This window comes from Pseudomonas baetica (genome assembly GCF_051216495.1).
GTDB classification, from domain to species: domain Bacteria; phylum Pseudomonadota; class Gammaproteobacteria; order Pseudomonadales; family Pseudomonadaceae; genus Aquipseudomonas; species Aquipseudomonas baetica_B.
Genome location: NZ_JBPKAM010000033.1, coordinates 1 through 24,583, shown reverse-complemented (window position 1 = coordinate 24,583; position 24,583 = coordinate 1). Strand labels below are relative to the sequence as shown.

Annotated in this window: 18 protein-coding genes and 2 tRNA genes; 12 read left to right on the top strand and 8 right to left on the bottom strand. The window is 59.7% G+C overall.

Going from position 1 to position 24,583, the window contains the following annotated elements; translation table 11 throughout:
* Positions 1 to 3 precede the first annotated feature (3 nt).
* The 4 genes from ACSFE6_RS13970 to ACSFE6_RS13955 form a co-directional block, all read right to left on the bottom strand.
* Positions 4 to 1,560: an ABC transporter permease gene (locus ACSFE6_RS13970; protein WP_435428159.1), complete on the bottom strand. Its 1,557-nt coding sequence runs from the start codon at positions 1,558 to 1,560 to the stop codon at positions 4 to 6.
* Positions 1,560 to 2,570 carry an extracellular solute-binding protein gene (locus ACSFE6_RS13965; RefSeq protein ID WP_435428158.1) on the bottom strand — a complete coding sequence of 337 codons (1,011 nt, stop codon included), beginning with the start codon at positions 2,568 to 2,570 and terminating at the stop codon, positions 1,560 to 1,562. The genes ACSFE6_RS13970 and ACSFE6_RS13965 overlap by 1 nt, the downstream gene beginning before the upstream one ends.
* Before the next feature lie 306 nt (positions 2,571 to 2,876).
* Positions 2,877 to 2,963, bottom strand: a tRNA-Leu gene (locus tag ACSFE6_RS13960).
* 181 nt (positions 2,964 to 3,144) lie between these two features.
* A tRNA-Leu gene (locus ACSFE6_RS13955) sits at positions 3,145 to 3,231 on the bottom strand.
* Positions 3,232 to 3,457: 226 nt separating this feature from the next.
* Here ACSFE6_RS13955 and rnr point away from each other — a divergent pair.
* The 11 genes from rnr to ACSFE6_RS13900 all read left to right on the top strand — a co-directional run bounded on the left by rnr (position 3,458) and on the right by ACSFE6_RS13900 (position 20,380).
* Positions 3,458 to 6,094 carry a ribonuclease R gene (gene rnr, locus ACSFE6_RS13950; RefSeq protein ID WP_435428157.1) on the top strand — a complete coding sequence of 879 codons (2,637 nt, stop codon included), beginning with the start codon at positions 3,458 to 3,460 and terminating at the stop codon, positions 6,092 to 6,094.
* A complete protein-coding gene (gene rlmB, locus ACSFE6_RS13945; RefSeq protein WP_435428156.1) occupies positions 6,091 to 6,858 on the top strand; it encodes a 23S rRNA (guanosine(2251)-2'-O)-methyltransferase RlmB in 768 nt (255 codons plus the stop codon). The genes rnr and rlmB overlap by 4 nt, the downstream gene beginning before the upstream one ends.
* 305 nt (positions 6,859 to 7,163) lie before the next feature.
* Positions 7,164 to 7,586, top strand: a complete 423-nt coding sequence (rpsF, locus tag ACSFE6_RS13940; protein ID WP_010450485.1) for a 30S ribosomal protein S6 — start codon at positions 7,164 to 7,166, stop codon at positions 7,584 to 7,586.
* Between the two features lie 28 nt (positions 7,587 to 7,614).
* Entirely contained in the window at positions 7,615 to 7,845 is a 231-nt protein-coding gene (rpsR, locus tag ACSFE6_RS13935) for a 30S ribosomal protein S18 (RefSeq protein ID WP_002551829.1), read from the top strand.
* Positions 7,846 to 7,881: 36 nt separating this feature from the next.
* Positions 7,882 to 8,775 carry a hypothetical protein gene (locus ACSFE6_RS13930; RefSeq protein WP_435428155.1) on the top strand — a complete coding sequence of 298 codons (894 nt, stop codon included), beginning with the start codon at positions 7,882 to 7,884 and terminating at the stop codon, positions 8,773 to 8,775.
* 19 nt (positions 8,776 to 8,794) lie between these two features.
* Complete coding sequence (gene rplI / locus ACSFE6_RS13925; RefSeq protein ID WP_007939577.1) at positions 8,795 to 9,241, top strand: 50S ribosomal protein L9; 447 nt, start codon at positions 8,795 to 8,797, stop codon at positions 9,239 to 9,241.
* A gap of 132 nt (positions 9,242 to 9,373) precedes the next feature.
* The gene (gene dnaB / locus ACSFE6_RS13920; RefSeq protein ID WP_435428154.1) at positions 9,374 to 10,771 is read left to right on the top strand and encodes a replicative DNA helicase; all 1,398 of its coding nucleotides are present in this window, start codon (positions 9,374 to 9,376) and stop codon (positions 10,769 to 10,771) included.
* A gap of 191 nt (positions 10,772 to 10,962) precedes the next feature.
* Positions 10,963 to 13,263, top strand: a complete 2,301-nt coding sequence (locus ACSFE6_RS13915) for a YgiQ family radical SAM protein (RefSeq protein ID WP_435428153.1) — start codon at positions 10,963 to 10,965, stop codon at positions 13,261 to 13,263.
* Between the two features lie 376 nt (positions 13,264 to 13,639).
* Entirely contained in the window at positions 13,640 to 16,915 is a 3,276-nt protein-coding gene (locus ACSFE6_RS13910; RefSeq protein WP_435428152.1) for a DUF2126 domain-containing protein, read from the top strand.
* An 88-nt stretch (positions 16,916 to 17,003) separates the two neighbouring features.
* Positions 17,004 to 19,490, top strand: a complete 2,487-nt coding sequence (locus ACSFE6_RS13905) for a circularly permuted type 2 ATP-grasp protein (RefSeq protein WP_435428151.1) — start codon at positions 17,004 to 17,006, stop codon at positions 19,488 to 19,490.
* Positions 19,490 to 20,380, top strand: coding sequence for a transglutaminase family protein (locus ACSFE6_RS13900; protein ID WP_435428150.1), 891 nt, complete (start codon positions 19,490 to 19,492; stop codon positions 20,378 to 20,380). The genes ACSFE6_RS13905 and ACSFE6_RS13900 overlap by 1 nt, the downstream gene beginning before the upstream one ends.
* Positions 20,381 to 20,536: 156 nt before the next feature.
* On the opposite strand, the gene ACSFE6_RS13895 is transcribed toward ACSFE6_RS13900, so the two are convergent.
* Together ACSFE6_RS13895 and ACSFE6_RS13890 are read right to left on the bottom strand one after the other, a co-directional pair.
* On the bottom strand, positions 20,537 to 20,716 hold the full coding sequence (locus tag ACSFE6_RS13895) for a hypothetical protein (RefSeq protein ID WP_435428149.1): 180 nt from the start codon (positions 20,714 to 20,716) through the stop codon (positions 20,537 to 20,539).
* A 68-nt stretch (positions 20,717 to 20,784) separates the two neighbouring features.
* Positions 20,785 to 21,372: a TIGR00730 family Rossman fold protein gene (locus ACSFE6_RS13890; RefSeq protein WP_435428148.1), complete on the bottom strand. Its 588-nt coding sequence runs from the start codon at positions 21,370 to 21,372 to the stop codon at positions 20,785 to 20,787.
* Between the two features lie 344 nt (positions 21,373 to 21,716).
* Between ACSFE6_RS13890 and azu the strand changes: the two genes are divergently transcribed.
* Positions 21,717 to 22,163 (top strand): azurin, encoded by a 447-nt coding sequence (gene azu, locus ACSFE6_RS13885; protein ID WP_435428147.1) that lies wholly within the window; start codon positions 21,717 to 21,719, stop codon positions 22,161 to 22,163.
* A gap of 173 nt (positions 22,164 to 22,336) precedes the next feature.
* On the opposite strand, the gene nadE is transcribed toward azu, so the two are convergent.
* Together nadE and pncB are read right to left on the bottom strand one after the other, a co-directional pair.
* The gene (gene nadE / locus ACSFE6_RS13880; protein WP_435428146.1) at positions 22,337 to 23,164 is read right to left on the bottom strand and encodes an ammonia-dependent NAD(+) synthetase; all 828 of its coding nucleotides are present in this window, start codon (positions 23,162 to 23,164) and stop codon (positions 22,337 to 22,339) included.
* A 4-nt stretch (positions 23,165 to 23,168) separates the two neighbouring features.
* Positions 23,169 to 24,395, bottom strand: coding sequence for a nicotinate phosphoribosyltransferase (gene pncB, locus ACSFE6_RS13875; protein ID WP_435428145.1), 1,227 nt, complete (start codon positions 24,393 to 24,395; stop codon positions 23,169 to 23,171).
* Positions 24,396 to 24,583 lie beyond the last annotated feature (188 nt).

The window sequence follows — 24,583 nt, the reverse complement described above, 5'->3', positions numbered from 1 at the left end:
AATTCAACGGCTCAGATACATCCGCGTCGTCAGCAGATAAACCGGCACACCCGACACTAGAATCAACAACGCCGCATAAGGCGCCGCCGCCGCAAACTCCACATTCGCGGTATGCGCCCAAACCTCTGTCGCCAAGGTGTTGAGCCCGGTCGGACTCAGCAGCAGCGTTGCCGTCAGCTCTTTCATCGCGTCCAGAAACACCAGGGCAAACGCCGCACCCAATGCAGGGAAAATGATCGGCAGCGTTATCCGGCAAAACGCGGTAAACGATGAGGCGCCCAGTGTGCGGGCTGCCTCTTCCAGTTGCGGTGCGGCTTTGTTCAGCGCAGTACGGATCGGTGCCTGGGCCAGAGGCAGAAACAGCAGCGCGTAAGCAATTAATAGGAGGGCCGACGTCTGGTAAAGCATTGGCACATAGTGCAGGGCGAAATACACCAAGGTCAGGGCAATCACCAAGCCGGGTAGCGCATGCAACAGATACGGCAAGCGTTCGGCCCAGATTGCCAGTTGTCCCTTGTAGCGCACCACCAGCAGTCCTACCGGTACGGCGAGTACCAGGCACAGTGCTGCGCCACCCAGAGATAGCGCGAGGGACGACAGCAGTGCCTCGCTGATGGCTGCAACGGGAAAGGCCGCCGATGAGCCCACGGCCAGCCAGTACGCCAGCATGCCCAGCGGAATACCGCTGCCGATGACCGCCAGCATCAGGCAGTACAGTTGCCCGGCAACCACCCAGGGGCCCAGTCGAACCTGTTCCGCTTGCCGCGCCGCACCTTGCCCGGTGCGCACGTGTCGGCCCTTGCCACGAACTCGCAGTTCCAGCCATAGCAGCGCCAGGCACAGCAACAGCAGTACTGCGGAAAGCATGGCTGCGTTAGCGTTGCTGAATTCCAGTTCGAACTGTTGATAGATCGCGGTGGTGAAGGTTTGCAGGCCAATGATCGACAGTGCGCCGAATTCCACCAGCATGTGCAGGGCTATCAGCAGTGCACCCGCGAGCAGCGATGGCCAGAGCAGGGGGAGGGTGACTTTGAAGAACACACCGCAGCGGTTCTGTCCCAATGTCCGGGCCGACTCTTCCAGGGAAGGGTCGAGGTTGCGCAGGGTCGCCGCCACGGGCAGGAAAATCAGTGGGTATTTAGACAAAGTCATCACGAGAATCGCCCCGCCCAGTCCTTCGAAGTGCGCGCTCAGCGAAACCCATGTGAAGCTGCTGACGAACGCCGGTACGGCGAACGGCAAACACAAGATTACTCCCCACAACCGCCGTCCTGGCAGATTGCTGCGTTCCAGCAGCCACGCCAGGGATAGGCCGATCACGCCGCAGGTCAGCGTAACGCCGACCATCAATGCCAAGGTGTTGCGCAACAGGCCGAACACATAGGGCCGCCACAGCAGGTGCAGCGCTTCGGCCCAGCCGGCTTGCCAGGCCTTGAGCCCGACATAGGCCAGAGGCAGCAGGCTGAGCACTACCAGCAGCAATACCGGCAACATAAGCCAGATCGATGGTCGTTTGCGTCGCGGCACATAGCCGCCACGGGCGGATAACGATGCGCTCATCAGTTCAGGCCAACGTCGCGTTCCAGGTCCAGGGCTTCTTCGGCGTTACCAAGATCGGCTGGAGTGACTTTCGGTGCTTCCAGTTCACTGAACGGCTTGAGGCCGCGATCCGATTCCATGCCTTTGTGCAGTGGGTATTCGGCGGTGGTCTGGGTGATCACGCGCTGACCTTCCTCGCTGGCCATGTAGGCAAGCAATTGCTGGGCTTCTTTTGGACGTTTGCTGGATTTCAGCACGGCCGCACTGGAAACGGTGATCAGTCCGCCGACGTCGCCGCCCGTGAAGTAGTGCAGTTTCGAGTCGAGCTGGCCTTTTTCGCGTTGCAGGGCGAACCAGTAGTAGTTGTTGACCAGCACGGTGGCCACTTCGCCATTTTCCACGGCTTTGAGCGCGACCATGTTGTTGCTGTAGGTCTTGCCGAAGGCGCGCAGGCCGGTCAGCCATTCTTCGGCGGCGTCCATGCCGTGCACCTTGATGATCGCGACGGCCTGTTCCTGGAATGCGCCGCTGGTGGGCACGAAGCCGACCTTGCCTTGCCATTTCGGGTCGGAGAACTCCATGACCGACTTCGGCAGATCTTTTTCATCGATCAGCTTCGGGTTGAAGGCGACCACTCGCACCCGGGCAGTCACGCCAATCCAAGTGCCGTTGCCGGCGACGTATTCTTTGGGCAGCACCGCCAGGGTTGCATCGTCAGCCTTGGCGAGCAGGCCTTGCTCACCGAGCTTGTTCAGTGGCGGAGACTCTTCGGTGTAGATCACATCGGCGGGAGAGCGATCGCCTTCCTCAACGACCTGGCTGGCAAGTTGGTTGCTGCTGCCCTTGCGGACATTGACGTGAATGCCGGTCTTGGCTTCGAAGGCCTTGGCGACAGCGTCACCGACTTCCTTGTGTTGGCCATTGTAGAGGGTCAGGGAAACCGGGTCGGCGGCTTGGGTGAGGGGAGTGGCGAGTGCCAGGCCGAGCAGGGTGATGGTCAAGCCGCGGCGCAGGGTATTTCGAAACATCATTCGCAGGGTTCCTCACTGTCGCATTGCAAAAACTTGCAACAATGATAAACGATATTCTTTCTCAAATGCGCTTTGCGATGTTGGCATGAGTTTGATAAGGAGCTGGCATTGCTTCTGTAGGAGCGAGCTTGCTCGCGATGAGTGCGAACGAATACGAGGGCTGTCTGCAGAAATGCGTCGCCCACACATCCATCGCGAGCAGAGCTCGCTCCTACAGGGAGCGGGGATGTTTTTAAATGCCAGAAACGCAAAAACCCGCTTTCGCGGGTTCTGTGAAATTCAAGGTCGTAACCGTGAATTTTGAATTGGTGCCCAGAAGAAGACTCGAACTTCCACGACCGTAAGGTCACCAGCACCTGAAGCTGGCGTGTCTACCAATTTCACCATCTGGGCAATCATCTTCAGCGTTGCCGCTGTTGATGTGGCGCACTATACGGACCGCATTTTGATCTGTAAACCCCTGATTTAATTTTAATAAATCAGTTCTGACAAAATGCGCGTCCAGAATGCAAAAAACCCGCTTTCGCGGGTTTTTGTGTGAGTCTTGAAACTGATCTAGTCTCAAGCTCGAAATTGGTGCCCAGGAGAAGACTCGAACTTCCACGACCGTAAGGTCACCAGCACCTGAAGCTGGCGTGTCTACCAATTTCACCACCTGGGCAGCTTCGACAATGTGTCTGCGTTGTCGATGGCGCGCACTATACGGAGCGCCTTTTTAACTGTAAACCCCTGCCGCCAAAAAAAACGGTTTTTTTTACGGGCGGTGTTCAAAACGCCTTTCAGGCATCGACACAGGGCTTCAGAAGGGCCTTATATAGCTTGAAATTTCCCGTTTCATGATGCCTATGCCAAACTAACCCGCATATAGACAAGGTGAAAACTCTCTAATGGCCGATTGGCAGTCCCTCGATCCCGAGGCCGCTCGTGAAGCGGAAAAATATGAAAACCCTATTCCCAGCCGCGAACTGATCCTTCAGCACCTTGCTGATCGGGGTTCGCCTGCTGCCCGCGAGCAACTGGTCGAAGAATTTGGTCTGACCACTGAAGACCAGATCGAAGCCCTGCGCCGCCGTCTGCGCGCCATGGAGCGCGATGCTCAACTCATCTACACCCGTCGTGGCACGTATGCGCCGGTGGACAAACTCGACCTGATTCTCGGTCGGATCAGTGGTCACCGCGACGGCTTCGGCTTCCTGGTGCCGGATGACGGCAGTGACGATCTGTTCCTGAGCCCTGCGCAAATGCGTCTGGTGTTCGACGGTGACCGTGCTCTGGCCCGTGTTTCCGGCCTGGATCGCCGTGGTCGGCGCGAAGGCATGATTGTCGAAGTGGTGTCCCGTGCCCACGAAACCATCGTCGGTCGCTACTTCGAGGAAGGCGGCATCGGTTTTGTCGTCGCCGACAATCCGAAAATCCAGCAGGAAGTGCTGGTGACTCCGGGTCGTAACGCCAATGCCGATATCGGTCAGTTCGTCGAAGTGAAGATCACGCACTGGCCGACGCCACGCTTCCAGCCGCAAGGCGACGTGATTGAAGTCGTGGGTAACTACATGGCGCCGGGCATGGAAATCGACGTCGCCCTGCGTACCTATGACATTCCTCATGTCTGGCCGGAGGCTGTGCTCAAGGAGGCCGCCAAGCTCAAGCCGGAAGTCGAAGAGAAAGACAAAGAGAAGCGCATCGACCTGCGACATCTGCCGTTCGTCACCATCGACGGCGAAGATGCTCGCGACTTTGACGATGCGGTCTATTGCGAAGCCCGTCCGGGCAAGCTGCGCCTGTTCTCCGGCGGCTGGAAGTTGTACGTGGCTATCGCCGACGTTTCCAGCTACGTGAAACTGGGTTCGGCGCTGGATGCCGAAGCCCAGGTCCGCGGCAACTCGGTGTACTTCCCCGAGCGCGTGATTCCGATGCTGCCCGAGCAGCTGTCCAACGGTCTGTGCTCGCTGAACCCGCTGGTCGATCGTCTGGCCATGGTTTGCGAGATGACCATTTCCAAGTCTGGCGAAATGACCGACTACTGTTTCTACGAAGCGGTCATTCACTCCCATGCGCGCCTGACCTACAACAAGGTCAGCGCCATGCTCGAAACGCCGAAAGCCACCGAGGCTCGCAAGCTGCGTGGCGAGTACACCGATGTCGTGCCTCACCTCAAGCAGCTGTATGCGCTGTACAAGGTGTTGCTGGCTGCCCGTCATGTGCGTGGTGCGATCGATTTCGAAACCCAGGAAACCCGGATCATCTTCGGCTCCGAGCGCAAGATCGCCGAAATCCGGCCGACCGTGCGCAACGATGCGCACAAGCTGATCGAGGAATGCATGCTGGCGGCCAACGTGGCCACCGCCGAATTCCTGAAAAAGCACGAAATCCCGGCGTTGTACCGCGTCCACGATGGTCCGCCGCCTGAGCGTCTGGAAAAACTGCGCGCTTTCCTTGGCGAGCTTGGCCTGTCCCTGCACAAAGGCAAGGAAGGTCCATCGCCGAAGGACTACCAGGCCCTGTTGGCCAACATCAAGGATCGTCCGGACTTCCATCTGATCCAGACGGTGATGCTGCGCTCGTTGAGTCAGGCGGTGTACAGCGCCGATAACCAGGGTCACTTTGGCCTGAATTATGAGGCATACACCCACTTCACTTCGCCGATTCGCCGCTACCCGGACTTGCTCACGCACCGGGCGATTCGCAGCGTCATCCATTCGAAGCAGGACACCCCGCACGTTCGCCGTGCCGGTGCGATGACCATTCCGAAGGCGCGCATTTATCCGTACGACGAAGCGGCACTGGAGCAGCTAGGTGAGCAGTGCTCGATGAGCGAGCGTCGAGCCGACGAAGCGACCCGCGACGTCGTGAACTGGCTCAAGTGCGAGTACATGAAAGATCGCGTGGGCGAGTCGTTCCCGGGCGTGATCACGGCGGTCACCGGCTTCGGTCTGTTTGTCGAACTGACGGATATTTACGTCGAGGGCCTGGTGCACGTCACCGCGCTGCCGGGCGACTACTACCACTTCGATCCTGTGCACCACCGCCTGGCCGGTGAGCGTACCGGTCGCAGCTTCCGCCTTGGCGACACCGTTGAAGTGCGGGTCATGCGCGTCGATCTCGACGAGCGCAAGATCGACTTCGAAATGGCCGAGAAAACCCTTACAGCGCCAATCGGGCGCAAGAAGCGCGGCACGGAAACCGTCGCTCCGGCGGCGTCTTCCACAAAAGCAGCTGCAGAGCCCGCTCCGGCGAAAATCGGTCGTCGTCCTGCCAAGGAAAAGGCAGTCGAAGCCTATCGACCGAGCGATGCGGCGGCGAAAAACGCCGAAGTGCGCAAAAGTCGTGAAATGAAAAAGGCGCTGCTGGCCGACGCGAAAAACGGTGGTAAAGCGGCGTCTGCGGGAAAGACCGGGCGGTCGGCGCCTGACAAGGCTGTCGGCGGCAAGCCAGCCAAACCGAGCAAACATCGTAAAGGTCCGCCAAAAGCGGGCTCAGCCCCAGCCAAAAGCGGCGGGGCACGTAAACCTAAGGCCAAGTCATGAGTCAGTTGGAAAAAATCTATGGCGTGCACGCTGTAGAAGCGTTGCTGCGTCACCACCCCAAGCGCGTCAAGCAGATCTGGCTGGCCGAAGGTCGCGGTGATCCGCGGGTACAGACGCTGATCGAGTTGGCCAACGAAAACCGTGTCCAGGTCGGTCAGGCCGAGCGCCGTGAGATGGACGCCTGGGTTGAGGGCGTACATCAGGGTGTGGTGGCAGAGGTAAGCCCTAGCCAAGTCTGGGGCGAGGCGATGCTCGACGAGCTGCTCGATCGCACTGAAGGTGCTCCGTTGTTGCTGGTGCTCGACGGCGTGACTGATCCGCACAACCTCGGCGCTTGCCTGCGTTCTGCCGATGCGGCGGGTGCACTGGCGGTGATCGTTCCGAAAGACAAATCGGCAACCCTGACGCCGGTGGTGCGAAAAGTTGCGTGTGGTGCGGCGGAAGTGATTCCGCTGGTTGCCGTGACCAACCTGGCGCGGACCCTGGAAAAGCTCCAGCAGCGCGGCTTGTGGATTGTCGGCACAGCGGGGGAGGCTGAGGTCAGCATTTATGACCAGGACCTGACCGGCCCGACCATTCTGATCATGGGCGCCGAAGGTAAAGGCATGCGTCGCTTGACTCGCGAGCATTGCGATTACCTGGTGCACCTGCCAATGGCCGGTAGTGTCAGCAGTCTCAACGTGTCCGTGGCGACTGGGGTCTGCCTGTTCGAGGCGCAGCGTCAGCGTGGGGCGAAAGCCGCGGCGGCCGCCAAGAAGTCTTGAGCCTGCTGTAATCCCTGTGGGAGCGAGCCTGCTCGCGAAAGCGGTGTAACATTCAGCATCAGTGTTGAATGTTAAGTCCTCTTCGCGAGCAGGCTCGCTCCCACAGTGTTTTGTGGTGTGGCATAAGTTGGTGGCTGTTCAAATAATCACCAATTACCTTGCACCTCTTCAGTCCCTTCTCTACAATTGCGCCCCTTGCTGTGACGGCAGGCGCGCATGTGCCTCGTCCACGCAAGTCCATAAGTGTCATTCACTCCTTGTCTGACCGCTTCTGAGCGGCAGGCTACAACCCGTAAGGAGCATTCATGCGTCATTACGAAATCATCTTTTTGGTCCACCCGGATCAAAGCGAGCAAGTCGGCGGCATGGTTGAGCGTTACACCAAGCTGATCGAAGAAGACGGCGGCAAAATCCACCGTCTGGAAGATTGGGGCCGTCGTCAACTGGCCTACGCAATCAACAATGTTCACAAGGCTCACTACGTGATGCTGAACGTTGAGTGCACCGGCAAGGCCCTGGCCGAGCTGGAAGACAACTTCCGCTACAACGATGCAGTGATCCGTAACCTGGTCATCCGTCGCGACGAAGCCGTTACCGGCCAGTCCGAGATGCTCAAGGCTGAAGAAAACCGCAGTGAGCGCCGTGAGCGTCGCGACCGTCCTGAGCACTCCGACGCTGAAGGCGTTGAGGGTGATGACAGCGACAACAGCGATAACGCTGACGAGTAATCCACGGACCTTTTAAGGAGCCTATCAAATGGCACGTTTCTTCCGTCGTCGTAAATTCTGCCGCTTCACCGCTGAAGACGTGAAAGAGATCGATTACAAAGATCTCAACACTCTGAAAGCCTACGTATCCGAGACCGGCAAAATCGTTCCAAGCCGTATCACCGGTACCAAAGCTCGTTATCAGCGTCAGCTGGCCACCGCTATCAAGCGCGCCCGCTTCCTGGCCCTGCTGGCCTACACCGACAGCCACGGCCGCTGAGACCGGGTAGTCGACTCGTAGCAAAGGATTGAATGTATGCGTGCCTTGGCTGAGTTCATCATGCGGGGTCGCATGCAGGCCACTCTGGTAGTGGCTGGATGCGCGGCATTGCCGCTGTTGTATTGGTTGGGTGCTGCCGCCGGATGCCTTGTGCTCCTGCGGCGCGGATTGAGGGACGCCCTGGGCGTTCTTGCTCTGGGAATGCTGCCGGCATTGATCTGGTGGCTTTACTCCGACGACCCGCGGGCGCTTCTGGTGCTGCTGGGGTCTGCGAGCCTTGCGTTGGTTTTGCGCGCAAGCGAGTCCTGGAACCGCGTGCTGCTGGTCAGCATAGCGATGGGAGTGGTGTTTTCAGTGGTGCTGGGGACGGCTTTTGGTCCCCAGATCGAGATGCTGGCGCAGGCTTTGATCAAAGTCATGCCGTCGCTACTCGGTGAGGTCTACCAGAAGATGTCGGTAGACGAGCAAGCGCGTTTCGCGTCCCTGATTGCACCGATCCTGACCGGCCTGATAGCGGCCTTGTTGCAAATCGTCAGTGTGCTGAGCCTGATTGTCGGGCGCTACTGGCAGGCGTTGTTGTACAACCCCGGTGGTTTCGGTCGCGAGTTTCGCGCCGTCCGAATCCCGCTGGGGCCCGCGATGTTGCTGCTGGCGGGTATGGTTGTGTCACCGAACCTCGGTGTCCAGATGTCCATGCTTGTGCCGTTGTGCAGCGTACCGCTGGTTTTCGCCGGGCTAGCCCTGATTCACGGGCTGGTGGCGCAAAAGCGACTGGCCAGGTTCTGGCTGGTGGGGTTGTACGTCACGCTGTTGCTGTTCATGCAGCTGATCTATCCGTTGCTGGTGGTTTTGGCCATCGTCGACAGCCTGATTGATTTTCGCGGTCGTCTGGCGCCGAAAGACGCCGATAACGCGAACGGTGAAGGTTAAAAGTTAAGAGGATTTCCACATGCAACTGATCCTTCTGGAAAAAGTCACCAACCTGGGCAACCTGGGTGACAAAGTGAACGTTAAGGCTGGTTACGGTCGTAACTACCTGCTGCCTTACGGTAAAGCTACCGCTGCGACCCCAGCCAACCTGGCTGCGTTCGAAGAGCGTCGCGCTGAGCTGGAAAAAGCTGCAGCAGACCGTAAAGCATCGGCTGAAAGCCGTGCCGCCCAACTGGCTGAGCTGGAAGTGACCATCACTGCCACCGCTGGTGACGAAGGCAAGCTGTTCGGTTCGATCGGCACCCACGACATCGCTGATGCACTGACCGCCTCTGGCGTTGAAGTTGCAAAAAGCGAAGTTCGTCTGCCGAACGGCACTATCCGCAACGTAGGTGAATTCGACGTAGCCGTGCACCTGCACGCTGAAGTTGAAGCCACCGTACGCGTTGTCGTGGTAGCAGCTTAAGCAGTACTTGTCGGCTGGCACCCTCGGGTGCTTGCCGGTAACATCGGGCACGATCCTGTTTACAGGTCGTGCCCTTTGTCTTTCTGGTACTTCCGTTTTTAAACCCCTGCTTTCCTGAACAACCAAGTGGCCATGAACGAAATCTCCGCTCCCGAGCAATACGATCTGCAAACCGCCGCGCTGAAGGTGCCGCCGCATTCCATCGAAGCCGAACAGGCTGTGCTCGGTGGTCTGATGCTGGACAACAACGCCTGGGAACGCGTGCTCGATCAAGTCTCCGACGGTGATTTTTATCGACATGACCACCGCCTGATTTTCCGTGCGATCGCCAAACTGGCTGATCAAAACATGCCGATCGACGTCGTGACCCTGTCCGAACAACTGGACAAGGAAGGTCAGACTTCGCAGGTCGGTGGCCTCGGATATCTTGGCGAGCTGGCGAAAAACACGCCGTCCGTCGCCAACATCAAGGCCTATGCGGCGATCGTTCGCCAGCGCGCGACCCTGCGGCAATTGATCGGCATCAGCAACGAAATTGCCGATAGTGCCTTCAATCCGGAAGGCCGCACCGCTGAAGAGATTCTCGATGAAGCTGAACGGCAGATCTTCCAGATCGCCGAGGCCCGGCCAAAAACCGGCGGCCCGGTGGGTGTGAATGAGCTGTTGACCAAAGCCATCGACCGTATCGATACGCTGTTCAACACCGACAACGCCATCACTGGCCTGTCCACGGGCTACACCGACCTCGACGAGAAGACCAGCGGTCTGCAACCGGCTGACCTGATCATCGTCGCCGGCCGTCCGTCCATGGGTAAGACCACCTTTGCGATGAACCTGGTGGAGAACGCCGTGTTGCGTAGCGACAAGGCTGTTCTGGTTTACTCGCTGGAAATGCCAGGTGAATCGCTGATCATGCGTATGTTGTCGTCCCTCGGCCGCATCGATCAGACCAAGGTGCGTTCCGGTCAGCTGGAAGACGATGATTGGCCGCGCCTGACCTCGGCGGTCAACCTGCTCAACGACCGCAAGCTGTTCATCGACGATACCGCCGGCATCAGTCCGTCGGAAATGCGCGCGCGTACCCGACGTCTGGTGCGTGAACACGGCGACATCGCCCTGATCATGATCGACTACCTGCAACTGATGCAGATTCCGGGTTCCAGCGGTGACAACCGGACCAACGAGATTTCCGAAATCTCCCGGTCCCTGAAGGCCCTGGCCAAGGAATTCAACTGCCCGGTGGTGGCGTTGTCCCAGCTCAACCGCTCCCTGGAACAGCGGCCGAACAAGCGCCCGGTGAACTCCGACTTGCGGGAATCCGGAGCGATCGAGCAGGACGCCGACGTGATCATGTTCGTGTACCGGGACGAGGTGTATCACCCGGAAACCGAACACAAAGGCATCGCCGAAATCATTATCGGCAAGCAGCGGAACGGTCCGATCGGCTTTATCCGCCTGGCGTTCATCGGTAAATACACCCGATTCGAGAACCTGGCTCCAGGTAGCTATAACTTCGACGACGACGAGTAAGTCAAGTAGCGCCTAAAAGGGCCCCTTCGCGAGCAGGCTCGCTCCCACTTTGGAATGCGTTCCTTTGTGGGAGCGAGCCTGCTCGCGAAGAGTTCACCGCCAATTTCCGACCATGGCCGTCGGAATTGGTCAAAATTTGTGCTATATTCCGCGCCCGCGAAATTCAATGAAAGCCCACACCGGTTATCGACATGCAAGCAGCCAAGCCGTTATTTGACTATCCAAAGTACTGGGCCGAGTGTTTCGGACCAGCGCCATTCCTGCCGATGAGCAGGGAGGAGATGGATCAGCTCGGCTGGGATTCCTGCGACATCATCATCGTCACCGGTGATGCCTACGTCGATCACCCGTCGTTCGGCATGGCGATCATTGGCCGGCTGCTGGAGGCCCAGGGCTTCCGCGTCGGGATCATTGCCCAGCCGAACTGGCAGTCCAAAGACGATTTCATGAAGCTCGGCGAGCCGAATCTGTTTTTCGGTGTCGCGGCCGGCAACATGGACTCGATGATCAACCGCTACACCGCGGACAAGAAAATCCGTTCCGATGACGCCTACACGCCGGGAGGCCTGGCGGGCAAGCGTCCGGACCGTGCGAGCCTGGTCTACAGCCAGCGCTGCAAGGAAGCCTACAAGCACGTACCGATCGTGCTCGGCGGTATCGAAGCATCCCTGCGCCGCATCGCCCACTACGATTACTGGCAGGACCGGGTCCGCAACTCGATCCTGATCGACGCCAGCGCCGACATCCTGCTGTACGGCAACGCCGAGCGTGCGATCGTCGAAGTCGCCCAGCGCCTGTCCTACGGCCACAAGATCGAAGACATCACCGATGTGCGCGGTACGGCGTTCATCCGCCGCGACACACCAAAAGACTGGTACGAAGTCGACTCCACCCGCATCGACCGTCCGGGCAAGATCGACAAGATCATCAACCCGTACGTGAACACCCAGGACACTGCCGCCTGCGCCATTGAGCAAGAGAAGGGGCCGGTCGAAGACCCGCAGGAAGCCAAGGTCGTGCAGATCCTGGCCAGCCCGAAGATGACTCGCGACAAGACCGTGATCCGCCTGCCGTCGGTAGAGAAAGTCCGTAACGACGCGGTGCTTTATGCCCACGCCAACCGCGTGTTGCACCTGGAAACCAACCCGGGCAACGCCCGTGCGCTGGTGCAGAAACATGGCGAAGTTGACGTTTGGTTCAATCCGCCACCGATTCCAATGACCACTGAAGAAATGGACTACGTGTTCGGCATGCCTTATCAGCGCATTCCGCACCCGGCGTACGGCAAGGAAAAAATCCCGGCCTACGAAATGATCCGTTTCTCGGTGAACATCATGCGTGGCTGCTTCGGCGGCTGCACCTTCTGCTCGATCACCGAGCACGAAGGCCGGATCATCCAGAACCGTTCCGAAGAGTCGATTATTCGCGAAATCGAAGAAATTCGCGACAAGGTTCCCGGTTTTACGGGTGTGATCTCTGACCTGGGCGGCCCGACCGCGAACATGTACCGCATCGCCTGCAAGAGCCCGGAAATCGAATCCGCGTGCCGCAAGCCGTCGTGCGTGTTCCCTGGCATCTGCCCGAACCTGAATACCGACCACTCGTCGCTGATCCAGCTGTATCGCAGCGCCCGCGCCTTGCCGGGTGTGAAGAAGATCCTGATCGCTTCCGGCCTGCGTTACGACCTCGCGGTCGAGTCCCCGGAATACGTCAAGGAACTGGTGACCCACCACGTTGGCGGCTACCTGAAGATCGCCCCGGAGCATACCGAGGAAGGTCCGCTCAACCAGATGATGAAGCCGGGCATCGGCAGCTATGACAAGTTCAAGCGGATGTTCGAGAAGTATTCGAAGGAGGCGGGGAAAGAGCAGTACCTGATCCCGTACTTCATCGCCGCTCACCCGGGCACCACCGACGAAGACATGATGAACCTGGCCCTGTGGCTCAAGGGCAACGGTTTCCGTGCCGACCAGGTGCAAGCGTTCTACCCGTCGCCGATGGCCACTGCCACCGCGATGTATCACTCGGGCAAGAACCCGCTGCGTAAAGTGACCTACAAGAGCGACGCGGTCACCATCGTCAAGAGTGAAGAGCAACGTCGCTTGCACAAGGCGTTCTTGCGCTATCACGACCCGAAAGGCTGGCCGATGCTGCGTGAAGCATTGATCCGTATGGGCCGCAGCGATCTGATCGGGCCGGGCAAGCACCAGTTGATCCCGTTGCACCAGCCGTCCACCGACAGCTACCAGAGTGCCCGTCGCAAGAACTCGACGCCGGCCGGCAGCCACAAAGTGGGCAAGGAAACCACCAAGATCCTGACCCAGCACACCGGTCTGCCACCGCGCGCCAGCGATGGCGGCAACCCGTGGGACAAGCGTGAACAGGCCAAGGCAGCGGCGTTTGCCCGCAACCAGCAGGCGGCCAAGGAGCGCAAGGATGCCGCGAAGGGCAAGGGGCCGAAGCCGGCTCGCAAGCCGGTCGTACCGCGCTAAGCCTTTTTGAGCTGAACAAAACGCCAACCTTCGGGTTGGCGTTTTGCATTTCTGAAACAGTGACAATCATTGTGGCGAGGGAGCTTGCTCCCGTTCGGCGGCGAAGCCGTCGCAAAACCGGAAATGTAAGGTTCAGCATGTATCGGGAGCAGAGTCAGGGCCGCTTCGCGCCCCAGCGGGAGCAAGCTCCCTCGCCACAAGATCGGCTGCATACACCTCACCGCCACAAATACGTGCAACTCTCCCTAAGCATTTTCCTGCATCGCCCGATTTTGGTGCTGTACTGCCTCCTGTAATCGGAGAAAGCGCCAGCACCGCCGGATGGCATAAGTCTTGCGCGCTTTCGAATTCGCCCAAGGCTCGCAGGAGGCACGCCGTGTCGATTCATGTCGCATTGCACCATGTCACGCATTACCGCTATGACCGCGCCGTCGAGCTCGGTCCGCAGATCGTTCGCCTGCGCCCGGCCGCCCACAGTCGCACGCGGATACTGTCCTATGCGCTGAACGTCTCGCCCGAGCAGCATTTCATCAATTGGCAGCAAGACCCGCAGGGTAACTACCTGGCGCGGTTGGTGTTCCCGGAGAAAACCGATGAGCTGCGGATCGAAGTCGATCTGCTGGCGGAAATGGCGATCTTCAATCCCTTCGACTTCTTTCTTGAACCCTACGCGGAAAAAATCCCGTTCACCTATGCTGCGGACGAGCGCAAGGAATTGGCGCCGTACCTGGAAACCCTACCCCTGACGCCAAAGTTCAAGGCGTATCTGGACGGTATCGACCGCACGCCGCTGCCTGCCGTGGACTTCCTTGTTGCGCTCAACCAGCGCCTGAGCGAAGACATCGACTACCTGATTCGCATGGAGCCGGGTGTGCAAACGCCCGAGCAAACCCTCGAGCAAGTGTCCGGCTCGTGCCGCGATTCCGCGTGGCTGCTGGTTCAGTTGCTGCGCAACCTCGGGCTGGCAGCACGTTTTGTCTCGGGCTACCTGATCCAGTTGACCGCCGATGTGAAGAGTCTCGATGGCCCTTCTGGCACGGAGGTGGATTTCACCGACCTGCATGCCTGGTGCGAGGTGTACTTGCCGGGGGCCGGCTGGATAGGCCTGGATGCGACATCTGGGCTATTTGCCGGTGAAGGACATATTCCGTTGGCCTGTAGTCCCGATCCGTCCTCTGCGGCCCCGATCAGTGGCTTGGTGGAGCCGTGCGAGTGTGAATTCAGCCACGAAATGTCGGTAGAGCGGATTTGGGAGGCACCACGGGTGACCAAGCCCTACACCGAAGAGCAGTGGCTGGCGATTCAGGCGCTGGGGCGGCAGATCGATGCCGATCTGCTGGAAGGGGACGTGCGCCTGACCATGGGCGGCGAGCCGACGTTCGTGTCCATCGATGACCCGGATGGCGCCGAGTGGAACACGGCGGCACTGGGACCGAACAAGCGCCGGCTGTCCGCCGAGCTGTTCCAGCGTATGCGTAAGCGCTACGCGCCTCAGGGCCTGGTTCATTTCGGTCAGGGCAAGTGGTACCCCGGCGAGCAACTGCCGCGATGGTCGCTCAACTGCTATTGGCGTCGCGACGGTGTGCCGATCTGGCAAAACAGTGCGCTGATCGCTGACGAACAGGAAGACTATGGCGCCAATGGCGAGTTGGCCGGACGTTTCCTGGCCAGTGTCGCCGAGCGCCTGAACATTCCGACGCGTTTTGTGTTTCCGGCCTACGAAGACCATTTCTATTACCTATGGCGCGAAGGCACGTTACCGCAGAACGTCAGCGCCGAAGACTCGCGTCTGGAAGAACCGCTGGAGCGTGCGCGACTGCGCAAGGTCTTCAGTCAGGGTTTGGACAAGGTTATCGGTCAGGTGCTGCCGCTGGCGCGCACCGCCAAGGGCGATCAGTGGCAAAGCGGACGCTGGTATCTGCGTGACGAGCACTGTCGACTGGTACCGGGGGATTCGCCCTTGGGTTATCGCCTGCCGCTCGGTTCTCAGCCTTGGGTGAAAGCGGCGGAGTATCCGTTCATCCATCCACAGGACCCGAACCAGGATTTCCCGGCCCTGCCCGATACCGCGCAGTTGAACACCCATGGTGCGTCAGCCGAGTCGCAGGAACGTGCACCGAAGATTGACGAGTCCGCCGACTGGCTGACGCGCACGGCGTTCTGCGCCGAGGCGCGCGAGGGCCGGCTGTATTTGTTCATGCCACCGTTGGAGCGGGTCGAGGACTATCTGGAACTGGTCGCTGCCATCGAGGCCACTGCCGAAGAACTGCATTGCCCTGTCTTGCTGGAAGGCTATGAGCCGCCCAGCGATCCACGTTTGAGCAACTTCCGCATCACCCCTGACCCGGGTGTGATCGAGGTCAACGTGCAGCCATCGGCGACCTGGGATGAGCTGGTCGAGCGTACCGAATTCCTCTACGAGGAAGCTCGACAGACCCGATTGAGCACCGAAAAATTCATGATCGATGGCCGGCACACTGGTACCGGGGGCGGTAACCATTTCGTGCTGGGTGGCGCGACACCAGCTGACTCGCCGTTTCTGCGTCGCCCGGATTTGCTGCGCAGCTTGATCAGTTACTGGCATAACCACCCGTCACTGTCCTACCTGTTTTCCGGACTGTTCATCGGTCCGACATCCCAGGCACCACGCATCGATGAGGCGCGCAACGACGCCTTGTACGAACTGGAAATCGCCTTTGCGCAGATGCCTGAGCCCGGCGAGGAATGCCCGTCGTGGCTAGTCGACCGGCTGCTTCGCAACCTGCTGATCGATGTCACTGGCAACACCCATCGTGCCGAGTTCTGCATCGACAAACTCTATTCCCCGGACGGCGCGACGGGACGCTTGGGCTTGCTGGAACTGCGGGCCTTTGAAATGCCACCCCATGCACGCATGAGCCTGGCCCAGCAGTTATTACTGCGAGTGTTGGTTGCACGGTTCTGGCGTGAGCCTTACGCACCGCCGAAATTGGCGCGTTGGGGCACCGAGCTGCATGACCGATTCTTGTTGCCGCATTTCATCGAGCAGGATTTCGCCGACGTCATCGTCGATCTCAATGCCGCTGGTTATCCGGTGCGGGCCGAGTGGTTTGCGGCGCATCTGGAGTTCCGTTTTCCCAAGGTGGGCGATTACGCCGTCAATGGCATCGCGCTTGAACTGCGCCAGGCACTCGAACCGTGGCATGTGCTGGGGGAGGAGGGCGCGATGGGGGGCACGGTGCGTTATGTGGACTCGTCCCTGGAACGCTTGCAGGTCAAGCTCACCGGTCTACCGTCCCAGCGCTATGTGCTGACCTGCAATGGCATCCCGGTGCCGTTGCAGCCCACGGGACGTGTCGGTGAGTTCGTCGCAGGCGTGAGATTTCGCGCCTGGCAACCGGCGAATTGTCTACAGCCGACCATCCCGGTCCACGCGCCGCTGGTGTTCGACCTGCTTGATACGTGGATGGGCCGCTCGCTAGGCGGTTGCCAGTACCACGTCGCGCATCCGGGCGGACGCAACTACGAGACCTTGCCGGTGAATGCCAACGAAGCGGAGAGCCGGCGCATGGCGCGTTTCTTCCGGCTCGGACATACGCCAGGGAAACTTCCTGTTCCGACGCTGGACATCAATGATGAGTTGCCGATGACACTCGATTTGCGACGCTTCTAAACCGTACGCGACGTCCGGATTTTTCGTCTATCCGGGCGTCATGAGCCTGCGTTAGTCTGACTGTTCCCTGCTGTCTGCCGAGCTTTCCATGCCTGACCTGCTAGACCGCTACCCGCTGACGGCGGGCACCTATCACGAACTGCTCGACGACAGCGGCGCGGTGCGTCCGCACTGGCGGCGGTTGTTCGATCAATTGCAGCGCAGCACGCCAGCGCAACTGGTGCAGCGTCAGGCGCTGCTGAGCCGGCAGATTCAGGAAAACGGCGTTACCTATAACGTCTATGCCGATCCCAAGGGCGCCGATCGACCCTGGGAGCTGGATCTACTGCCCCACGTGATTGCGGCCGATGAGTGGGAGCAGTTATCGACCGGTATCGCCCAGCGCGCCCGATTGCTCAATGCGGTGCTGGCCGACCTGTACGGACCGCAACGGCTGATTGCCGAAGGTTTATTGCCCGCCGAGCTGGTGTTCGGCCACAACAACTTCCTCTGGCCCTGTCAGGGCATCAGCCCGCCTGACGGGACGTTTCTGCATCTGTATGCCGTGGATCTGGCACGCACGCCCGACGGCCGCTGGTGGGTCACGGCGGATCGCACTCAAGCGCCTTCGGGTGCTGGCTATGCGCTGGAAAACCGCACCATCGTCTCCCGGGCTTTTCCCGAGTTGTACCGCGATTTGAAAGTGCAGCATCTGGCCGGCTTCTTCCGCACGCTTCAGGAAACCCTGGCCCACCAGGCACCCAGCGATGAAGAGGTGCCACTGGTGGTACTGCTGACGCCGGGGCGTTTCAACGAAAGCTATTTCGAACACCTGTACCTCGCTCGCCAGCTCGGTTATCCGCTGGTGGAAGGTGGCGACCTGACGGTACGTGATGCCACGGTCTATCTGAAAACCCTCAGTGGCCTGCGCCGGGTTCATGCGATCATGCGCCGGCTCGACGACGACTTCTGCGACCCGCTGGAACTGCGTACCGATTCGGCGCTTGGCGTGCCGGGCCTACTGGATGCCGTACGGCAAGGGCGGGTGCTGGTGGCCAACGCCTTGGGCAGCGGCGTGCTCGAGTCGCCGGGATTGCTGGGCTTCCTGCCGAAAATCAGCCAGTTCCTGTTGGGTGAAGAACTGATATTGCCGTCGATTGCGACCTGGTGGTGCGGCGAAGCGCCGGTACTGGCCCAGGCCTTGGATAAATTGCCGGAATTGTTGATCAAACCGGCGTTTCCGTCCCAGAGCTTTGCCCCGGTCTTTGGTCGGGATTTGAGTGAAAAACAGCGTCATGATCTCGCCGAACGCATGCGGGCGCGGCCATATGCTTATGTTGCGCAAGAACTGGCGCAATTGTCCCAGGCGCCGATCTGGCAGGCCGAAGGCGGGCAGTTGCAACCCCGGGCCATTGGCATGCGCGTGTATGCGGTGGCCAGCCACGATGGCTATCGCGTGTTGCCGGGCGGCTTGACCCGGGTTGCCGCCGAGGCCGATGCCGAAGTGGTGTCGATGCAGCGTGGCGGGGCGAGCAAGGACACCTGGGTGTTAGGCGATCGAGCGCCCAGCGGCGAACAGTGGAAAGCCCAGCGCAACATTGGCGTGCACGATCTTGTGCGACGCGATCCCTACCTGCCGTCGCGGGTGGTGGAAAACCTGTACTGGTTCGGCCGTTACTGCGAGCGTTGCGATGACAGCGCGCGCTTGCTGCGGATCATGCTGGCCCGTTATGTCGACGGCGACGACCCTCAGGCGCTGCAGGCCGCGGTTGAACTGGGGGAGCGATTGATGTTGTTGCCCGATGAAGGCGAGCTGCCGGAGCGACTGCTCGCGGCGATTCTCGGCGAAGACTGGCCGTTCAGCCTGCGCTCCAACCTTCAGCGGTTGCAATGGGCCGCCTCGCAGGTGCGCGGCAAACTCTCGCGGGAAAACTGGCAGGCGCTGGTGGAGTTGCAGCGCGAAGCCATGGAGCTGGAAACCGATGAACCGGATTTCGGCGAACTGCTGGATTTCCTCAACCGCCTAGTGATGTCCCTGGCGGCATTGTCCGGTTTTGCCCTCGACGACATGACCCGGGACGAAGGATGGCGCTTCCTGATGATCGGTCGGCGGATCGAGCGCCTGCAATTCCTCAGTGGCAGCCTGGCGGCGTTTCTGCGTGGCGCCGGGGTGTTCGATCAGGCCGGTCTCGAATGGCTGCTGGAGCTGGGCAACAGCAGCATTACCTATCGCTCACGGTATCTGGCGGTGGCGCAGTTGATTCCGGTACTCGACCTGTTGCTGCTGGATGAGCAGAACCCCCACGCGGTGCTGTTCCAGTTGAAACTGGTGACCCGAACCCTCAAACGCCTGAACGACGACTTTGATGCGCCTCGGGAAGCAGGGCTGCCGCATTTGGTGGAGCGGCTGGCGCGTTTCGATCTCGGTTGTCTGGAAAACCCGCTGTTCGGTGAGGCCAGTGTGCGCGCAGCGCTCGAAGGTTTGGCCGATTTGCTGCAAGAAATTGCCGATGCCAGCGGGCAAGTATCCGATCGCCTGGCCTTGCGCCATTTTGCCCATGTCGATGATGTCAGCCAGCGCACGGTGTCCGTTTGATGAGCGCTCGATACCAGATTTTCCACGACACCCATTACCACTACGACAGTCCGGTGTCCCTGGCCCAGCAACTGGCGCACTTGTGGCCACGCGCCTGCACTTGGCAGCGCTGCACCGAGCAGCAGTTACAGATCAGCCCGGACCCGACGACCCGCCGTGATGAGCTGGATGTTTTTGGTAACCCGCTGACTCGGCTAGCATTCGAACGCCCCCATGATGAGTTGCTGGTCAACGCCAGCCTCACCATCGAAGTGCTGCCCCGACCGACGCCGGATTTCAACCTGTCGCCAGCCTGGGAAGAAACCCGCAACGCGTTGACCTACAGCAGCCATCCACTTTCGTCCGAGTTGCTCGAAGCGTGCCGTTACCGGTTTCAGTCGCCTTATGTGCATTTGAAGCGCAACTTCGTCGAGTTTTCAGAAAGCTGCTTTCCGTCGGGCCGACCGTTGCTGTTGGGTGTTCAGGCATTGATGGAGAAAATCTTCAACGAATTCACCTTCGATGCCGAAGCGACCCAAGTGGCGACGCCACTGGTGGAAGTGCTGGAGCGTCGGCGTGGCGTCTGTCAGGACTTCGCCCACCTGATGCTCGCCTGCGTACGTTCCCGGGGCCTGGCCGCGCGGTATGTCAGCGGCTACCTGCTGACCCAGCCGCCACCCGGCCAGCCCCGACTGATCGGTGCCGATGCGTCCCATGCCTGGGTCTCGGTGTATTGCCCGGTGGCGGGCTGGGTCGATTTCGATCCGACCAACAATGTGCAGCCGGCGCTGGAGCACATCACCCTGGCCTGGGGGCGGGATTTTTCCGATGTATCGCCGTTGCGTGGGGTGATTCTGGGGGGAGGCAATCACGACCCGGAAGTTCGGGTCACCGTGATGCCATTGGATTAACGCAGATCCGCTGTAGGAGCGAGCTCGCTCGCGATGAACCCGTGAGCACTGCGGGGTATCAGGCGCCCCGCGTTATCGTTGACGACCATCGCGAGCAAGCTCGCTCCTACAAGTGGGATTGTGAAGGCCTGATCAGGTCATCCGGCCCGGAGGGTCTCAGGCGTCGGGCGCCTGCTCTTTCGGTGCATCAACATCCTCTTCTGCCGCGACTTCACCCTCAGGGTTCAGTGCCGCCTCTTCAGCCATCGCTTTCTTGCGCTGGAGCTTTTCCTCTTTCTTCTGCTCCTTGGCCAAGTCGCGCTGACGTTTGGCGAAGGAATAATTGGGTTTAGCCATGGGCGTTCCTCTGGGGTCGAAGGTGAGGTTGAGCGGCGCGTATTCTGCCCTGTATCGGTGCCGGGACGTTAGTCGGGTTTTTGCTCGACCCACTTCGGCGCTACGCTCGGTTGCCAGCTATCGAGGGCGTCGAGCAGCGTTTGCGGCGATTCGCTCACTTGCAGCATGTCACGGTGCGCCCCACGAACGAAGCCTTCGCCGACGATGTGATCGAGAAAACCGGTGAGCTTGCTGTAGAAGCCGTTCACTTCCAGCAAGCCCAGTGGTTTGCCGTGGTAACCCAATTGACCCCAGGTCCAGACTTCGAACAGCTCTTCCAGGGTGCCCAGGCCACCCGGCAATGCGATGAAGGCATCGCTGAGTTCGGCCATCCGCGCCTTGCGCGCATGCATGCCGTCGACCACTTCCAGCCGGGTCAGGCCGCCATGGCCGATTTCCTTGTCCTTGAGACTCTGCGGGATGATGCCGATCACTTCGCCGCCGGCTGCCAGCGCGGCGTCGGCCACGATGCCCATCAGGCCCACGGCGCCACCACCGTAGACCAGTGTCAGCTTGCGTTCGGCCAATGCCTGGCCCAAGGCCACGGCCGCTTCACGATAAGCCGGGTTGGTGCCGGTGCTGGCACCACAAAATACACAGATGGATGCTAAAGACATGCCTTACTCCAGGGTCGATCAGGGCCACAGAGTAAAGGCAGGCGCTCGGCGCTCCAAGGGCTAAACTTCGCGTTTGGGTGTTTCGTACGTACCACTGGCTCCGCAGGCGTAGGCGGCCAGCAAACTGCACAACAGGCTATTGAGGGACATGACAGGCACTCCGTTAGGTGATGACGGTCTGATCATAGGCCCGGGCCAGACGCCTGGCTGGTAGATTGTCTTGATGGGTCCCATAGCCCAAAAGTTGTATACAATTTTTGATTCAGGTCATATGAACTTGCGAAGTTTTCAGGCAGTCTTCTGTCCATTCGCAATTCCCGATAACCCTGCCTTGGAGATTCACCATGTTTGCCAAACTTGTTGCGGTATCCCTGTTGACACTGGCCAGCAGCCAATTGATGGCTGCGGAGTGCAAAGTCACCGTTGACTCCACAGACCAAATGTCCTTCAACACCAAGGCCATTGAAATCGACAAGAGCTGCAAAACGTTTACCGTCGAACTGACCCATTCCGGCAGCCTGCCGAAGAACGTCATGGGCCATAACCTGGTGATCAGCAAAGAAGCCGACATGCAGCCGATCGCCACTGACGGCCTGAGCGCCGGTATCGACAAGAACTACCTGAAAGAAGGCGATGCCCGCGTTATCGCTCACACCAAAATCATCGGCGCCAAGGAAACCGACTCGGTGACCTTCGATGTGTCGAAGCTTGATGCCAACGAGAAATACGGTTTCTTCTGCTCGTTCCCGGGCCACATCTCGATGATGAAAGGCACGGTGACCCTGAAGTAATCAGGCACACCGCGTTATCGTTCTTCGCGAGCAGGCTCGATCCCACAGGTTTAGCGCCGTCAATGTGGGAGCAAGCCTGCTCGCGAGGGGGCATCAGCATCGATAGAGCTGTTGGCCAAAGAAAAAGCCCGCTGAGGATCACTCCTCAGCGGGCTTTTTCATTTATCCACGCCTCAAGGCGCGAACGGCATTACGCGCTTGTGATGGGTCTTGTTGTACGTATCGCAGATGATCTTGAACGCTTCCTCGCGCACCGGGTTGCCGTGCAGGAAGGCGTCGATCTCGGCGTAGGTAACACCGTGGGAAGCTTCGTCCGGCTTGCCGGGCGACAGGTCCTCGAGATCGGCGGTCGGGATCTTTTCCACCAGCGATTCCGGCGCGCCGAAGCTGCGGGCAATCGCCCGGACCTGGTTTTTCACCAGGCCGCTGAGCGGCGCCAGGTCGCAGGCGCCATCGCCGAACTTGGTGAAGAAGCCCATGACTGCTTCCGCCGCATGGTCGGTGCCGATCACCAGGCCTTGGGTGGCGCCGGCGATGGTGTACTGGGCGACCATGCGCATCCGTGCCTTGGTATTGCCGAGCACGAAATCCACCGACACCGCATGTTTGCCTTCGAACGCTGCGACTTCATTGGCCAGGGCCTTGACCGCCGGGCCAATGTTCACGGTGTGGCGCTCGTCCGGTTTGATGAAATCCACCGACGCCTGAGCATCGTGTTCATCGAACTGGGTCTCGTAAGGCAAGCGCACAGCGATGAACTTGTAGTTGCCATCCCCTGTACTCTGGCGCAGTTCACGCATGGCACGCTGGGCCAGCAGGCCGGCGGTCAGGGAATCGACGCCGCCGCTGATGCCGAGTACCAGGGTTTTGAGCCCGGAATTGACGAGGCAGTCCTGGATGAAGGTAATCCGCCGGGCGACTTCAGCTTCGAGGGCGGCCTCGTCGGCGAACGGTGGTTGAACCTTGAGCTGCTCAGCAATCTCACGCTGTACGGCTTGCATGAATTCACTCCTTGCTTGATGTGCCTGAAAGGGCGGCAGGTACTTGGAAAACGTGTCGCAAATAGGCGACGAAATTCGGGTCTTTGCAGTGAGTCTTGCCAGGCTCGTCGGAGATCTTCGCCACCGGCGCGCCGTTGCAGGCCGTCATTTTAAGCACGATGCTCATCGGTTCGACACCCGGAATATCACAGGTCAGGTTGGTGCCGATACCGAAGCTGACATTGATCCGACCACGCAACGCCCGGAATATCTCCAGGGCCTTGGGCAGCGTCAGGCTGTCGGAGAAGGTCAGCGTCTTGCTCATCGGGTCGATGCCGAGCTTGTGATAGTGGGCGATGGCTTTTTCCGCCCACACCACCGGATCACCCGAGTCATGGCGCAATCCGTCGAAAAGCTTGGCAAAAAACAGGTCGAAATCGCCGAGGAAGGCATCCATGGTGATGCAATCGGTCAGAGCGATCCCCAGCAGGCCGCGATACTCACGGACCCAGCAATCGAGGGCGGCATTCTGGCTGTCGATCAGACGGGGGCCGAGTTGTTGGTGCGCCATGATCCATTCGTGGGCCATGGTACCCAGTGGCTTCATGTCCAGTTCCCGGGACAGGTGCACATTGCTGGTGCCGACGAAACGGCCCGGGAAATCGTGCTTGAGCACGTTCACCACTTCTTCCTGCACTCGGTAGGAAAAGCGCCGGCGGGTGCCGAAATCGGCGACCTGCAGCTCTGTCAGCTCATCGGCCGAGGCATTGGCAGACAACCAATCGAATTTGCGATAGAGCTGCTCACGGGCCTGTTCGAGGACGATTTCCCGGTAGCGATAGCGGTTACGCACTTCGCTGACGATCGCCAGCATGGGGACTTCGAACAGGATCACATGCAGCCACGGACCACGCAGGCGGATGAATAGCTCACCGTTTTCGATGCCCGTATGAACGTAGCGCAGATTGAAGCGGAACAAGCCGAGGAAACGCAGGAAGTCAGGCTTGAGGAAGCTGATACGCTCCAGAAAACTCAACTGGTCGGCGCTCAGGCTCAGCTCGGCCAGACGCTCCATCTGGAATCGGATCTCGGCCAGGTACGGGCGCAGATCCTCACTGTTCCGGCAACGAAACTCCCATTCGACTTCCACGTTCGGGTAGTTATGCAGCACCGCCTGCATCATCGTCAGTTTGTAGAAGTCGGTGTCGAGCAGGTTCTGCACGATGCGATCGGCAAACATACTCTCGCTCATAACGGGGGTTCTCCAGCGTTGCAGCGGTATTGATCAATGGCGCTAGTGGCGCATATCAATGGTGAAAATTGCCAGCATTTTTTTGGTCACAGCAATTCCTCTGTGGGAGCGGGGGGGGGGGGGGGGGGGGGGAGTGTGGCGATTTCCTTGAGGTTGGTAGATTTCCCGCTTCTCCTCACTCCTCCTCC